The organism is Dyella sp. BiH032, from assembly GCF_031954525.1.
Lineage (GTDB): Bacteria > Pseudomonadota > Gammaproteobacteria > Xanthomonadales > Rhodanobacteraceae > Dyella_D.
Genome location: NZ_CP134867.1, coordinates 4,826,990 through 4,841,523 on the forward strand (window position 1 = coordinate 4,826,990; position 14,534 = coordinate 4,841,523).

12 protein-coding genes are annotated in these 14,534 nt (G+C 69.6%); 6 read left to right on the forward strand and 6 right to left on the reverse strand.

Annotated features, from left to right (window positions below; all coding sequences use genetic code 11):
- Positions 1-642: 642 nt before the first annotated feature.
- Positions 643-2,850, reverse strand: coding sequence for a DNA helicase II (uvrD, locus tag RKE25_RS21305; RefSeq protein ID WP_311840082.1), 2,208 nt, complete (start codon positions 2,848-2,850; stop codon positions 643-645).
- A 169-nt stretch (positions 2,851-3,019) separates the two neighbouring features.
- Here uvrD and RKE25_RS21310 point away from each other — a divergent pair, with 169 nt between their 5' ends.
- The gene (locus tag RKE25_RS21310; protein ID WP_311840083.1) at positions 3,020-3,355 is read left to right on the forward strand and encodes a hypothetical protein; all 336 of its coding nucleotides are present in this window, start codon (positions 3,020-3,022) and stop codon (positions 3,353-3,355) included.
- Positions 3,356-3,376: 21 nt separating this feature from the next.
- Here RKE25_RS21310 and RKE25_RS21315 read toward each other — a convergent pair whose 3' ends face one another.
- The 3 genes from RKE25_RS21315 to RKE25_RS21325 all read right to left on the reverse strand — a co-directional run bounded on the left by RKE25_RS21315 (position 3,377) and on the right by RKE25_RS21325 (position 6,540).
- Positions 3,377-4,636 carry a heme biosynthesis HemY N-terminal domain-containing protein gene (locus tag RKE25_RS21315; protein WP_311840084.1) on the reverse strand — a complete coding sequence of 420 codons (1,260 nt, stop codon included), beginning with the start codon at positions 4,634-4,636 and terminating at the stop codon, positions 3,377-3,379.
- Positions 4,633-5,724 carry a uroporphyrinogen-III C-methyltransferase gene (locus tag RKE25_RS21320; RefSeq protein ID WP_311840085.1) on the reverse strand — a complete coding sequence of 364 codons (1,092 nt, stop codon included), beginning with the start codon at positions 5,722-5,724 and terminating at the stop codon, positions 4,633-4,635. The genes RKE25_RS21315 and RKE25_RS21320 overlap by 4 nt, the downstream gene beginning before the upstream one ends.
- A 69-nt stretch (positions 5,725-5,793) precedes the next feature.
- Positions 5,794-6,540 (reverse strand): uroporphyrinogen-III synthase, encoded by a 747-nt coding sequence (locus RKE25_RS21325; RefSeq protein WP_311840086.1) that lies wholly within the window; start codon positions 6,538-6,540, stop codon positions 5,794-5,796.
- 186 nt (positions 6,541-6,726) lie between these two features.
- Between RKE25_RS21325 and RKE25_RS21330 the strand changes: the two genes are divergently transcribed.
- From RKE25_RS21330 to RKE25_RS21340, 3 genes are all read left to right on the forward strand, one after another.
- A complete protein-coding gene (locus RKE25_RS21330; RefSeq protein ID WP_311840087.1) occupies positions 6,727-7,191 on the forward strand; it encodes a YiiD C-terminal domain-containing protein in 465 nt (154 codons plus the stop codon).
- 68 nt (positions 7,192-7,259) lie between these two features.
- A complete protein-coding gene (locus RKE25_RS21335; protein ID WP_311840088.1) occupies positions 7,260-7,667 on the forward strand; it encodes a hypothetical protein in 408 nt (135 codons plus the stop codon).
- 91 nt (positions 7,668-7,758) lie between these two features.
- Positions 7,759-8,202, forward strand: coding sequence for a rhodanese-like domain-containing protein (locus RKE25_RS21340; protein WP_311840089.1), 444 nt, complete (start codon positions 7,759-7,761; stop codon positions 8,200-8,202).
- A 76-nt stretch (positions 8,203-8,278) separates the two neighbouring features.
- On the opposite strand, the gene RKE25_RS21345 is transcribed toward RKE25_RS21340, so the two are convergent.
- Positions 8,279-9,337 carry a 2Fe-2S iron-sulfur cluster-binding protein gene (locus RKE25_RS21345; RefSeq protein ID WP_311840090.1) on the reverse strand — a complete coding sequence of 353 codons (1,059 nt, stop codon included), beginning with the start codon at positions 9,335-9,337 and terminating at the stop codon, positions 8,279-8,281.
- 63 nt (positions 9,338-9,400) lie between these two features.
- Between RKE25_RS21345 and RKE25_RS21350 the strand changes: the two genes are divergently transcribed.
- Both RKE25_RS21350 and RKE25_RS21355 read left to right on the forward strand, forming a co-directional pair.
- Entirely contained in the window at positions 9,401-9,844 is a 444-nt protein-coding gene (locus RKE25_RS21350) for a hotdog fold thioesterase (RefSeq protein ID WP_311840091.1), read from the forward strand.
- 620 nt (positions 9,845-10,464) lie between these two features.
- Positions 10,465-11,409, forward strand: coding sequence for a serine/threonine protein kinase (locus tag RKE25_RS21355; protein WP_311840092.1), 945 nt, complete (start codon positions 10,465-10,467; stop codon positions 11,407-11,409).
- 21 nt (positions 11,410-11,430) lie between these two features.
- On the opposite strand, the gene RKE25_RS21360 is transcribed toward RKE25_RS21355, so the two are convergent.
- The gene (locus tag RKE25_RS21360) at positions 11,431-14,427 is read right to left on the reverse strand and encodes a LysM peptidoglycan-binding domain-containing protein (RefSeq protein WP_311840093.1); all 2,997 of its coding nucleotides are present in this window, start codon (positions 14,425-14,427) and stop codon (positions 11,431-11,433) included.
- Between the last annotated feature and the right edge of the window lie 107 nt (positions 14,428-14,534).

Below are 14,534 nucleotides of genomic sequence, written 5' to 3' on the forward strand. Positions count from 1 at the left end.
GTCCTGCACTTCTCCTTCTCCCCTCCGGGGAGAAGGCGGGATGAGGGGCGGGGGCTGGCGGGAACGCCGCTAGAGCCATAGCGCCCATGCAAGTTGGACGAGCTACCAGCAGCCCCGGGGCAAGACACAGGGGAAGGCTTTGGAGTGCACTCACGGCACTCTTGCACTAGGGATGGATCGAAGGTCTCGCTCCGTAGGACCCCTCACCCCGCCCTCTCCCCGGAGGGGAGAGGGAGAAGTGCGGTGCTATCGCCAGAACGCTACACGCCAGCGCAACACATCCCGTCCTCTCCGCTTCGGCGCCTCGAAGTCCCCTCCACGTACCTCAGTTCCTCTTCGAGTCGCGCGGTCCAGCAGCCGAGAAAACATCACGTGCTCTCCCAACCCCCGCCGCGAGCCTTTGACTTGAGGCCATTTCTCTTTGGTTACTTTCTCTCGAGGCCCCCCTTGAGGGGGTTGGGCCAGCAAAGAGAAAGTAACTCGGGCGCCGGCAGGCGTCCGACATGCCCGCTGCATAAGCGGCCAGGTTGCGAAAACGCAACCTTAGTGCGAACGACGAAGAACAGCCCCGCCGACCGGCGAGCCCCCAAAACACCCGCCGCACAAGTGACCAAGTCGCGAAACCGCCGCCCAGTGCCCCGCCTAAATCGCAGTCAAATTCGCATACGCCGCCACCAACCACTTACTCCCCGCCGCCTCGAAGTTCACCTGCAGGCGCGTATGCGCGCCGCTGCCCTCCGCGCTCACCACCACGCCTTCGCCGAAGCTCGGGTGGCTCACTCGCTGGCCGAGCTTCACCGGCAGGTCTTCCTTCAGCGAGGGCGCGGGTTCGGCGAAGCGGCCGGCGTACAGTGGGCGTGACACCTGCACGCGCGGGCGTACCTCGTCGACCAGGTCCGGCGGGATTTCGGCGAGGAAGCGCGAGGGGCGCGCCAGCATCTCCACGCCGTGCATGCGGCGCGATTCGGCATAGGTGATGACCAGCCGCTGCCGCGCGCGCGTGATGCCGACATAAGCGAGGCGGCGTTCTTCCTCCAGGCGGCCTTCGTCTTCCACCGAGCGCTGGCTGGGGAACAGGCCTTCCTCCATGCCCACCAGGAACACCACCGGGAATTCCAGGCCCTTGGCCGAGTGCAGCGTCATCAGCTGCACGCAGTCGTCCCAAGCTTCGCCCTGCCCCTCACCGGCTTCCAGGGCTGCGTGCGAGAGGAAGGCGGACAGCTCGCTCAGGCCGGCTTCGACATCTTCTTGCGTGGGCTCGAAGCGGCTGGCGACGTTGACCAGTTCGTCCAAGTTCTCCACGCGCGATTCGGCGTTGCCGCGGCTGTCTTTCTCGTAGAAGTCGCGCAGGCCGGTGTGGGTGATGGCGTGTTCGATCTGTTCGGCGAGCGCGAGGCTGGTCGCTTCGACCTCGTCGCCGGTGCGGCCGGAAAAAGTGCGCGCCATGTCGTCGATCATCGCCAGGAACGCTTTGACCGCGTTCTTCGCGCGACCGGCGAGTTCGCGGCCGACGCCCAGCTCGTTCAGCGCGGCCTCCCACAGCGACGTGCCCTCGCCGCGCGCGCGTCGCCGCAACGCGTCGAGCGTGCGGTCGCCGATGCCGCGCGGCGGCGTGTTCACCGCGCGCTCGAAAGCCGCATCGTCGTGGTGGTTGGCGCACAGGCGCAGATAGGCCAGCGCGTCCTTGATCTCCGCGCGTTCGAAGAAGCGCAGCCCGCCGTAGACGCGGTACGGAATGTCGCGCTGGATGAGCTGCTCTTCGAAGTTGCGCGACTGCGCGTTGGAGCGATACAGAATGGCGCAGTCGCGCGCGTCGCCATGCTCGGCGATGTACTCGCGGATGCGCTCGATCACGAAGCGCGCTTCGTCCTGTTCGTTGTAGGCGGCGTACAGCGAAATGCGCTCGCCGTCCTCGCCCGCGGTCCACAGCTGCTTGCCCAGGCGGCTGCCGTTGCACGCGATCACCGCGTTGGCCGCCTTGAGGATGGTGGAGGTGGAGCGGTAGTTCTGCTCCAGCTTGATGGTCTTGGCGCCGGGGAAATCGCGCAGGAACTGCTGCACGTTCTCCACCTTCGCGCCGCGCCAGCCGTAGATCGCCTGGTCGTCGTCGCCCACCACGAAGACCTGGCCCGTGCTGCCGGCCAGCACGCGGATCCACGCGTACTGCAGCGTGTTGGTGTCCTGGAACTCGTCGATCAGCAGATAGCGCCAGCGCTGCTGGTAGTGCTCCAGCACGGCAGGGTGCTTCAGCCACAGCTCGTGCGCACGCAGCAGCAGCTCGGCGAAATCGACCAGCCCGGCGCGACGACAGGCGTCCTCGTAAGCCTGGTAGATCTGCACGAAGGTGCGCGTGACTGGATGGTCGCGGTGCTCGATGTTCTCCGGGCGCTTGCCTTCGTCCTTCCAGCTGTTGATCTGCCAGGTGGCCTGGCGCGGCGGGAACTTGGCCTCGTCCAGACCGAGCCCGGCGACCACGCGTTTGACGATGCGCTGCTGGTCGTCGGCGTCGAGGATCTGGAAACCCTCCGGCAATTCCGCCTCGCGCCAGTGCCGGCGCAACAGCCGATGGGCGATGCCGTGGAAGGTGCCCACGGTGAGGCCCTGCGTGCCGCCGCCGATGAGCTGGTCCAGGCGGCCCCGCATTTCGCCAGCGGCCTTGTTGGTGAAGGTCACGGCCAGGACCGCCCACGGCGGCACCTGCAGCACCTGGGTGAGCCAGCCGATGCGGTGGGTGAGTACACGGGTCTTGCCGGAACCTGCGCCGGCCAGCACCAGATAGTGGCCGGGCGGCGCGCAGACGGCTTCGCGCTGCGCGTCGTTGAGCTTGTCGATCAAATGCGAGACATCCATCGGGGGATTGTAGCCGGGGCGGGTCTCAGGGACGGCAACGGGATGCCGAGGCGTGCCGAGGCCGGGCACGCGGCGCGCTTCCCGTTTCTCCGCTGAACGCAAGAACCTGTCCGCGAACCGAGGCCGCGCGGCGCTGGTCTCCAGCTGGCCCGCATCCTCGAGTTGCACCATGAACTGGTCGCCCAAGACGAAACCGCTGGACCACGACATCTGCGTCCATATCTTCACCGCGTCCGCCGCGATGGTCGGCGTGTGCATCACGGTCATCGGCATCCTGCGCGTGGCGGTGTCGATGCGGCGCGCGGACCTGATCGGCAACGACCTGCTGGCGGTGAACACCATCCTCTATCTGCTGGCCTGCCTGCTGTCGTATTGGGCACTGCGCACGCGCAGCCTCCGCCGCAACCACCGGCTGGAGCGAATCTCCGACGCATTGTTCCTGCTGGCGCTGACCCTTACCACGGTCAACGCCGCCTTCCTCACCTGGGCGGTGTCGAAAGGTTGAGGCGCGGGGCCTGCCCGGGGCTCATTCGCGCAGACGCGGCACGCCGTGCTCGCTGCGCTCCTCGACCGCCACCGGGCGCGTGTCCAGGCGCGGACCGTGCAGCTTGTCCTGCGGCAGCGGCGTCACCGTGGCGCCGCGATGGAAAGCCAGCGCGTTGCGATAACACTGGCGCGCCAGCGCATCGTCGCCTTCGCCGGCATAGGCGTCGCCCAGCGCTTCCCAGGCCTCGGCGGTGGGCTTGAGCGCGAGCGAGCGCTCCAGGTACGGATGCGCCTTGGACCACAGCTTCAGCCGCACGCACATGCGGCCCAAGGTGATCAGCAGGTAGGGGTCGTTGGGATGGGTGTCGAGCCAGGCTTCGGCGCGGCGCAGGCGTGCATCGAGATTGTCGTCGCCGAGCATGCCGTAGGTTTCGATCAGCTGCGGCGACCACTCGCGGCGCAGGGCCGACTCCACTTCGTCCATCGCCGGCAGCACCATGCCGAAACCGGCCGCGGCGCGTGCGTAGGCGTCGATGGCGGCCGGCGCGCGGCGCTGCGTCTTGGGCAGCTGCGACCACAGCTGGTTGAGCACGGCGCCGTCCGGCGCGGCGCGCAGCGAAGCGGCGAGCACCTGGGCTTCCAGCGCGGCATAGTTCTTCGCGCCGAGCGCGCCGCTCTTCTGGATCGGTTCCAGCGCCTCGCGCGCGCGGCGGTAATCGCCGGTCGCCAGCGAGGCGATGGCCAGCTCGCGCCAGCCGCCGGGGCTGAGCGTGCCGGCGTCGGCCTCGGGCGCCAGCAGCGCCACCGCTTCGGCCGCCTTGCCGTCGCGGCGCAGCACGCGGGCGCGCAGCACCCGCGCGGCGCGCGGTGCGGACTGGCCGGCTTCGGCCAACGCTTCGAGTGCACGGCCATGCTCGCCGCGCCGCGAGGCCGCTTCGGCCGAGGCGAGCAGCGCGGGGCCGCGCAAGGTATCGAGCCGCGAGGCCCGGTTGAGATCGCGTTCCGCGTCGCCATGCCGCCCTTCCATCAGCGCGACCAGGCCGTCGCCCAGGCGCTGCCGGCTGACCCGGCGATGGCGGCGCGACAACGCGCCAAACGGCCAGCGCGCGAGACGCCACGCGGCGGTGAGCACACCCCAGGCGACCAGCAATGCCACGGTGGCCGCCACGACCGACATCTCGGCCTGCCAGCCGCGCAGCTGGATCAGCACGTAGCCCGGGTCCTCCGCCACCCAGTGCCAACCGAACGCGGCGATCGCCGCGACGGCCACCAGCAACAGGATCCAGCGCCACAGGTTCATGGCTTGGCCCCGGCTTCCGGCTTGGCTTCCGGCCGGGCTTCCGCGCCCGCCGGTCGCAGCACGTGCACGGCACGCAGGTTACGCAGCTCGGCGAGCGCGGCTCCCAGCTCGACCGGCGCGGCGGCCGGCAGCTGTTTTTCCAGTTCGGCGAGCCGGGCGCGGGCCTGCTGCACGGCCGGGGCGTTTGCATCGAACTGCGCCGCGAGGTTGGCGTCGGCGCGCTTGAGCGCCGCGGCATAGCCCTCGGCGTCATAGGCGAGCAGCGCGGCTTGCGCCTGCGCCAGGTCCAGCCCCACCAGTTCCCGCGCGAAACGCGCGTCGGCCATCGACAGCGGCGCGCCGTTCACGCGCTGCACGCGGATCACGTCCACCAGCGAGCGGCGCACGCGCGCCCATGCGGTGTCGGCGGCCGCGTCTTCGGTGCGGTCCAGCGGCTTGAGCGGCCACTGCGCCGAGGCTTCGCGCAGACGGTTGAGCCCATCGAGCGCAGCGGCCTGGGTCGCCGGCTGGCTCTTGGCCAGCGCTTCGCGCTCGGCGTTGATGCTCTGGCGCAGGCCGGAGAACGCACCGTCGTTCACCGCAGCGAGCGTCTGGTCTGCCAGCGCATAAGCGGCCGCGGCGCCCTGTGCATCGCGGAACAGCGCATAGCGTTCCTTGGCCATGCGCAGCAGCGTTTCGGTTTCGTCCAGCAACATGCCGTCGTGGCCGGAGAGCGTCTTTTCGGACAGCTTGGCGACCGCGTCCTCCAGATTGCGCGTGCGCTCGGCCTGGCCGAGCAGTTCCTCGCGCAGGGAGCGGTTGACCTGGTCGGCGTCGCCCAGGCGCTGGCGCAGCAGCCCGCGCTCGTTGTCGAGCGCGTCGAGGGTGCGTTCCATGTTGGCCACACGCGCCGTCAGGCCTGCCGCGGTCTGCGCCGCCCCGCGCACGCTGCTCTCCTGCACGTACTGGCGCCAGCCCACATAGCCGGCGCCGCCGATGGCGACCACCGCAAGCAGCGTGGCGAGGGCAATGGTGCCGCCGCGACGCGGCGCGGCGGAGGGGGCGGGCGCCTTCACGGCGCCGTCTGGCGTAGCGGTGTCCTGGCTCATGCGCGCCATGCTAGCAGCCCCCGCGCGAGGCTTCGCATCAAGCGGGCGTGAAAGCGCGGAGAAACGGCGTTATCGGCGCGCGGCTTCGTCCAGCAGGTCGGCAGCGAGCGCCGATGCGGCGATGCGCACGCGGCCGAAGCCCGCCGCGCGCGCGGCCTGGGCCAGGCGCTCGCTGCTGGCAATGGCCGTGGCCGCGCACAGGCGCGCCCATGCGGACGGCGGCAACTGCGCGCGCAGGTGGTCCAGGGCTTCGGCGCTGGAGAGCAGCACACGAGCCGAACGCGGCAAGGCGACGACGGCGTCGAGGTGCGTACGACGCAGGCGCGGCGCCACCCGCTGGTACACGTGCAATTCGCGCAGCGACGCGCCGCGCGCAGCGAACTGTTCACGCAGCAGCCCGCGGCCGCCCGCTGCACCGATCAGCGCGACGCGGCGGCCGCGCAATTCGCGCAACAGCGGATGCGCCAGCAGGCCCTCGCTGTCCTGGCGCTCCGGCGCGTGCGCGGCGATGCCATGCCGGCGCAGCGCGCGCGCCGTCCCCTGGCCGACCGCCAGCACCGTCGCGCGCGTGCGCAGCGGAGCGAGCCGCGCGGCGAAGCGCACCGCCGCCGGACTGGTGAACACCAGCAGGTCGTCGCGCAGCGCTTTGCGCAAGGCCGCGGTGGCGCCTGGCACGTCATCCACGCCACGCAGCGACAGCCCCGGCAGCGCCAGCGGCTCGCCGCCGCGCGCACGGACCTGCCGCGCGACCGGCGCGGCCGTGCCGGCCGGGCGCGTGATCACGACGACGCGGCCGGCGAGCGACTTCGGGGGCATGGCGCGATCCGGTGCCATCGGGATGTCCGCGGGGAGAGGCCTGCAGTGTAGCCAGTGAGGGCGACGGCAAAGCGGGCTCGTCGCGCGGGATCGCAAGAACGCATGGCCCGGCGAGCCCTCGTCCCGCCTCCGGCGGGCGGCTACACTTTCCGGCTCCCCATCCCCCGCAGATCCCGTACGCCCCGCATGAACTCCGCTACGCCCGCCCAGGATCTGATCGATTTCATCCGCGAGTCGATCCCCCTCGCCCGCAGCATGGATCTGCGCCTGCACAGCCATGACGATGCGCACCTGGCCATCGCCGCGCCGCTGCCGCCCAACATCAACGACAAGGGCTGCGCGTTCGGCGGCAGCCTGGTCAGCCTGATGACGCTCAGCGGCTGGGGCCTGGTAGAGCTGGAGCTGCGCCGGCGCGACTTCGACTGCGACGTGTTCGTGGCCGAGTCGACCGTGCAGTACCTGGCGCCGGTATGGGACGACTTCCTCAGCGAAGCGCGCCTCGCTTCCGGGGCGGATTGGGACACCTTCTTCCACACCTTGCGCACGCGCGGCCGCGCGCGGGTGGAAGTCGCCTGCCACGTCCCCGGCGAAACGCCGGACAAGCCGGCCGCCACGCTGAGCGCGCGCTTCGTCGCAAAACGCCGCGACTGACGCCGGCGGCGGTGCCGCGGCGCGACGCTTGCGGCAGAATGGGCCGGTCTTCACCGGGGGAACCGCCCATGCGCCGCCTGCTCGTCCTCGCCCTGCTCACGCTGCTGCTCGCCGGTTGCGCGTCCGACCGCCGCAACCAGGCGCTCACCAACACGCTCAACGCGTATGCCGGCGTGGTCCGCTGGGGCGACTTCGGGAGCGCGCTGCAATTCGTCGATCCCAAGCTGCGCGCCGAGCATCCGCCGAGCGCACTGCAGATGGCCCGCTACGAGCAGTTCCGCGTCACCGGCTACGACGATGGCCAGGGCCCGGCGCCCGGGGCCGAGAACGAGGTGCACCAGGTGGTCGCGATCAGCCTGGTGAACAACAACACCCAGGCCGAGCGCACGGTGATCGACCGCCAGACCTGGCACTACGACCCGGCAACCAACCATTGGTGGCTGGTCTCGGGCCTGCCCGACATCACCGCGCAGTAGCCGCCGGGGCCGCGCGCGGGGGCCGGCGCTGCCCGTATAATCGCGGGTTCACTCCATCGCGCGGCCGGTCCGCGCCCGCGGAAACCATCGAATGAACGACTTCCTGCACAAGCTGCCCGAGTTCATCGGCAACCATCTCGCGCTCGCCGCGCTGTTCGTTATCCTGTTCGTGGCGATCATCGTGCTGGAGATCCTGCGCCTGATGCGCAAGTACAAGGAGCTGACGCCGGCCGGCCTCACCCTGCTGATCAACCGCGAAAGCCCGTTGCTGATCGACCTGTCCGCCTATGCGGACTTCGAGAAGGCGCACGTCCCGGGCGCCAGGCACGTGGCCACGAGCCAGTTCGATCCCGAGAACAAGGACCTGGCCAAGGCCAAGGATCTGCCCGTGGTGCTGATGGACAAGGACGGCCGCGGCGTGGACAAGGCCGCGCAGCGGCTGGTCAAGGCGGGCTTCACCAAGGTCCACACCCTGGGCGGCGGCGTGCTCGCCTGGCAGCAGGCGCAGTTGCCGGTGGCCAAGGGCAGCAAGTAAGCGCCTTCCGGAACCCCGACGCTCCACCGTATTCGCGCGCCGCCCGGCGCGCGATGCGTTTCAGCGGTGCAGCAAGTCAGAGGTGCACCAGGCCGGCGCGGCCGGCCAGAATCTGCGCCAGCACGTCGGGCGCGTAGTCGAACGAGTCGTAGTAGAGCCGGTCCTCCGGCAGGCCGGCGTCCAGGAACAGCTTGCGGCCCGCATCGATCATCGCCGGCGGCCCGCTCATGTAGACGTCATGGCCCGAGAGGTCGGGCAGGTCTTCCAGTACCGCCTCGTGCACCAGCCCCATGCGCAATCCGCTCGCCGCGGCCTGCTCCGGGTCGGACAGCACCGGATGGAAGTGCAGCGCGTGCGCCGCATCTTCCCAGCCGCGCGCCATGTCCAGCAGATACAGATCGGCCGCGCTGCGCGCGCCCCAATAGACCTCCATCGCCCGCCGCGTGCCGAGCGCGATGAAGTGCTCGACGATCGCCTTCACCGGCGCGAAGCCGGTGCCGCCGGCCATGAAGACCATCGGGCGTTCCGAATCCTCGCGCGGCACGAAGGTACCGAGCGGCCCTTCGATGCGCAGCCGGTCGCCGGCACGCAGACCCTCGGCCACCCATGAGGTGAACCCGCCGCCGGCCACGTGGCGCACGTGCATCTCGATCGTGCCGTCCGGCCGCGGCCCGCTCGCGATGGAGAACGGACGGCGCCGGCCGTCTTCCAGCAGCACGTCCAGATATTGCCCCGGCAGCCAGTTCAACCGCGCCTCGCCCGGCGCGGGTGCGAGGCGAAGGCCGACGACGTCGGGCGCGAGCGCCACCTTTTCAGCGACCACGACGTCCAGCTGCCGGCGCGCGATGTCCTCCACCGAGGTCACTTCGCGCGCGGCGATCACCAGGTCCCCGCACGGCACTGCCTGGCACAGCAGCACCGCATGCTGCGCCGGCGACGTGCCGCTCAATGCCAACGGCGGGTTGCGCGGGTATTGGCAGCGCCCTTCGAGCAAGGTGGCCTTGCAGCTTCCGCACACCCCCGCACGGCACGAATACGGCAGTGCGATGCCGGCGCGCTGCGCGGCTTCCAGCACGGTTTCGCCGGGCGCGACCGGGAAGCGGCGGCCGGATTGCTTGAGGGTGACGGTGAACACGAATCGATTGTCGCGGCGAAGGCGGTCGACCGACAATGCGGCCAGCCACTCGGAGTATCAACCATGACAGCCATCTGGAAACAGGACACCGACCTCGCGCGCCTCAACGCCTGGAGCGCGAACACCATGATGGAAACCCTCGGTATGCGCCTCACCGCCGTCGGCGACGACTGGCTGCAAGGCACCATGCCCGTGGACCACCGCACCCACCAACCCTATGGCCTGCTCCACGGCGGCGCCTCGGTCGTGCTCGCCGAAACCCTGGGCAGCACCGCCGCCATGCTCACCCTCGACCCGTCGCAGGAAGCCGCCGTCGGCCTGGACATCAATGCCAACCACATCCGCGGCGTGCGCGAAGGCATCGTGACCGGCACCGCGCGGAAGGTGCACATCGGACGCAGCACGCAGGTGTGGGAGATCCGCATCGAGTCGGAGAAAGGCGAATTGGTGTGCATCTCGCGCATCACCATGGCGGTGATTCCGGCGCGGGCGGTGGGGTTGAAGTAGGCGGGCGGCAGGCGAGCCAAGGCATGCTTGCGACGTGCGCTTCGTGTGAGTACCGGGACTTCGCCTGGATGCTTCGGCCCTCCGTGGGTTGAGTGCGTTTCTTCGGCCTAAGCGTCATCGCGAGCACCCGCCCCTCATCCCGCCTTCTCCCTGGAGGGGAGAAGGAGAAGTGCAGTACCGCGGCAAGCAGCCAACGACCCAACAAGAGCGAGCGAAGCGACGCTCCGTAACGCTCTTGTTCTCCCGGGTTCCCTTCGCGGCGGTGAGGGCTGGACGATCAGGCCGCCAAAGGCGGGCGGGGACAGGACGTCCCCGCCTTTTCGATCAGGGCATGGATGCCCTGTCGAAAAGCCCGGCCAGCCCTCAACGCACCCGCAGCAGCGAAGGCTGCGGAGGGCGCCGCGCAGGGGGCCCTTCTTCTTGGTTACTTCTTCTCGTGGTCCCCCTTGAGGGGATGGGCAAGCAAGAAGAAGTAACTCGCTCTCCGGCAGGAGAGCGAAACCCTCGTCCCGCCAGGGGCGAGACACGACTGGCGACCACGCGTCGCGACAACCACCCCATGACGCCACCAAATTCGGCGGCCACGCCCCCCCAGGCGGGCCACCGGCCATAATCCCCCCATGCCCCCCTACTCCACCCTCACCCCCGACCACGTCCTCGACGCCGTCACCGCCTGCGGCCTCTACCCCGACGGCCGCCTCCTCGCCCTCAACAGCTACGAAAACCGCGTCTGGCAAGTCGGCATCGAAGATGCGTCGCCGATCATCGCCAAGTTCTATCGTCCGGCGCGCTGGAGCGACGCGGCCATCCTCGAGGAACAGGCGTTCGCGCTCGAGCTCGCCGATGCCGAGCTGCCCGTCGTCGCCCCGCTGCCGTTCGGCGGACGCACCCTGCTTCACCATGCGGGCTTCCGCTATGCGCTGACTCCGCGGCGAGGCGGTCGCGCACCCTCGCTGGAATCGGCGGACCAGCTCGAATGGCTGGGGCGGTTGATCGCGCGCATCCACCTCATCGGCGCGCGCACGCCGTTCGCGCATCGCGGCCGCCTCGATCGCGCCACGCTGATCGAACAGCCGATGCAGGCGGTGCTCGGCTCGTCGCTGCTGCCGCCGCATCTTTCGTCGCGCTATCGCGTCGCCGCGCAGCGCGTGAACGAGATGGTGGCCGCGCGGATGGAAGCGGTCGGGCCGGTGCGCTCGCTGCGCCTGCATGGGGATTGCCATCCCGGCAATGTGCTGTGGACGGATCACGGCCCGCACTTCGTCGACCTCGACGACGCACGCATGGGCCCGGCGGTGCAGGACCTGTGGATGCTCGCCAACGACGACGCCGGCATGGAGGCGCTGCTCGCCGGCTATGAACAGTTCCGCGAATTCGACCGCGCGGAACTGGCCCTGGCGCCGGCGCTGCGCGCGATGCGCCAGGTGCACTACGCCGGCTGGATCGCCGCGCGCTGGGACGATCCCGCCTTCCCTGCCGCGTTCCCTTTCGCGGCCGAGCCCCGCTGGTGGGAACAGCACGTGGACGATCTCCACGAACTGGCGGATGGGCTGGGCGCCGGTTGACGGCACCCGCCCTTCAGCGGATCACGAGTACGCCGGCGGATCGACGCCGAGCACGTTCTTCAGTACCACATCCAGCTGGTGCGCCGAGCCGGGCTTCTCTTCCACGTTGAGCGGGAACATGTTCCCGGGGATCGAGGTGCCGCGCAGGAGCACGCCGGGGCCGCTGCCGAACAGGCCGTGGTCGACGTTGCCGGCGAGCAGGTCGCCATGCTTGGCCATATCGTCCCAGTTGCCGTCGTTGCGGTCGGTGCGCTGGAACTTGGAGGCGTCGCCGTCGACGGTGTCGAGCGCCGACACCATCGCGCCGGCGAAAGTCTTCTGCTGTTCCGCACCCAGTTTGTTGAACCAGTCCATCGACTGCTGCGGATTCATGCCATGCAGTTCGCCGTAGCGCACCAGCATGTTCACGGCCGGCTGGTCGCCGTCGCTGTGCCACGCCGCCAGCGCCTTCGACGCGCTCTCGGTGTAGCCCAGCCCCTGCAGGAAGGCTTCGCGGCCCGGCACGGCCTGGTCGTTCTCCTTCTTGCTCTGGTAGGCGATCAGGCCGACCGTGCCCAGCGCCACCAGGCCGATGCCGATCGGGCCGGCCCAGCTGCCCAGGCCCGACGCGCCGCCGAGCGCGGCGCCGAGCATGCCTTCGCCGGACACCGCGGCGTTGCCCGCCGCCCACATGATCGAACCCACGCCGGTGGTCGCGTACAACGCGCCTTCGGTGTTGTCGCCCTTGCCGAACGCATCGGAGGCTTTCCACAGGTCGATCCCGCCGGACAGGATGTTCACCCAGTGGTCCACCGAGCGCTTGCCCACGGTGCCCCACAGGCTTTCCTTGGGCGCCCAGCCGACGCTGGTGACCAGGCCGGCGGTCTTCTGGCTGAAGCCAGCGGCGCTGATCAGCGCGGACATCTCGTTGCGCAACTCTTCCGTGCCGGTCTTGCCGGTGCCGAGCTTGTCGGTGGCATTGGCCAGGCTCAGGCCCGCGGCGCCGACGCTGAAGGCGCGGAACAGCGTGCTTACCGGCGTGCCATTGTCGAAGCCCTTGATCTTGCCGAGCTTGCCGTCGGCGTCCTTCAGGCCGTCCTGCAATGACTGCGTGAGCGCTTCGGGGGTCTTGGCGTCTTTGGCCAGCGCGTCGAAGTCGTTGAGGTTGTTCTTCAGGACGTCGGTGGCCTGCTTCAGGCTGCCCACCTTGTCGCCGTCCAGGCCCAGCACGACGGCCAGCGACTTGTTGTTGCCCAGGTCGTCGAGCTGCTGGATGACCTTGGTGCGCGTGGCGACGTCATCGCTCTTCGCGAGCTGCTCGCGCAGGTCGTCCAGGCGGCCCTTCACGTAGTTGGTGCCCAGCTCCTGGGTCAGCTTGCGGCCAGCCTGGTCGGCCACCTTGCCGTACTGCGCCCACTGGTTGAGCAGCGCCTGGCCCTGCTCGCCCTTGAGCACGGTCGGGTCGTTCTGCACGGCCAGGCGCATCGCCGCGGCATTGTTCTCGCTGCCGAGGATCTTGCCGAGCGTGTCGTTCACCGCCTTCTGGTCGCCCGGATGGCCGGCTGCCCATTGGGCCAGCGCCGCCTGCTGCGACAGCAGCAGCTTGCCGTCGTCGGCGATGCGCTGCTGCGCATCGGCCACCTGCTGCTCCCACTCCGGCCCCTTCTTCGCCTTGTAGTTGTCGATCGCCGCCTTGAGCTGATCGGCGGTCATCGACTTGCCTTCCTTGGCGATGAGGCTGTTGAGCTCGCCGGTGAGCTTGACGTACGACTGCACGTCGTTGTCCACGCGGTAGTGCGTGTTCTCCACCGTCTTGAACAGCTCGGCCATGGTCTGCTCGCACCACGGGCCGGTGATGCGCTCGTAGCCGCCGTTGCGCACCTTGTCCACGAAGGCGAACGCCAGCGTCGGGTCGCCGGACTGCTGCGCCATCGACGTCAGCATCGACTCCGTGGTCATGCCGCTGGCCACGATGCGCGGATCGGGCAGCTGGCCGGCGAGGTCGTTGGCGAGCGATTGCGCGGCATTCGGATCGCTCTGCCGCAACGTGCCGACCACGGTCGAGAGGCTGTCGAGGATGTTGCCGGAGTGGCGCTGCTCGTTGTTGTAGAAGAACGCGAAATGCGTGAGCTGCTCCATCTGCGTCCGGCCCTCGGACGCGATGGCCGCGCGCGCGGCCGGCGAGGACAGGCCCGCCATCAGCTCCGCATAGCGCCCGGCCGATTCCTCCGCCTGCTTGGCCTTGGGCTCGACCTGGTTGCTGTTGGTGAGCTGCTCCTCCTTGTAAGGCTGCGCGGCCCAGTTCGCGGCATCCTGCACGGTCTTGGCGAAGGCGGGATCCGCCTCGGCCAGCGAGCGCACCTGATCGGAGCTGGCGTTCTTCAGCGCGGTGTCGAGCGCCAGCAGCTTGTCCTTGGGCGAGGTGTAGCCGGCGTTGGCGTTGCTGGCGAGGAGGCTGCCGGCCTCCTGCTTGTCCACGGCATGCTGGATAGCCGCGTCGCCGTTGTAGCGCTTGAGGACGTCCGCGCGCGCAGCCTTCTCGCGGTCGGCCAGGCTGGGCGGCTGTTCGCCCAGCTGCTTGCGCTGCTGGGGGGTGAGGCCATCGTTTACCGGCTCCTTCAGGCGCGCCTGCACTTCGGCGTTCACCGCCTGGTCGAGCTTGTCCTGCAGGCCGGCGAGGTCGTCCGCCGCGCCGCGGTCGCCGGGCTGCCGGTTGGCGGCGGCCTGGCGGTAATCGTTCAACGCCTTGTCCACCTGCTGCTGCGGCGTGAGCGCGGGCGCGTCGGCCTTGGCCGGAGTTCCCGCCAAAGCCTGGGTCTTCACCGCGGGAATGGTCAGCACGTCGCCGGCCATGATGCGCGAGCCGGACAGCGACGGATTGGCTTGGTGCAGCGCGTCTACCGTGGTGTTGAATTTCTGCGCGATGCTCTCCAGCGTATCGCCGTGCTCCACGCGGTAGGGCTTGGGCTTTTCCGGCGGTGGCGGCGGAGGCGGCGGCGGGGTGTAGGTCGAGACGCCGAGATCGCGCGGGATCGCCATGGTCGTAAGCCTTTGCGGGGAACGAGGAGGCGTTATTGGACGGTTCCGCGCGGGCGGGCGCCTACTGGGGCTATCCCTAGGTCGGGCCGGCGGAAACCGCGGCGCCA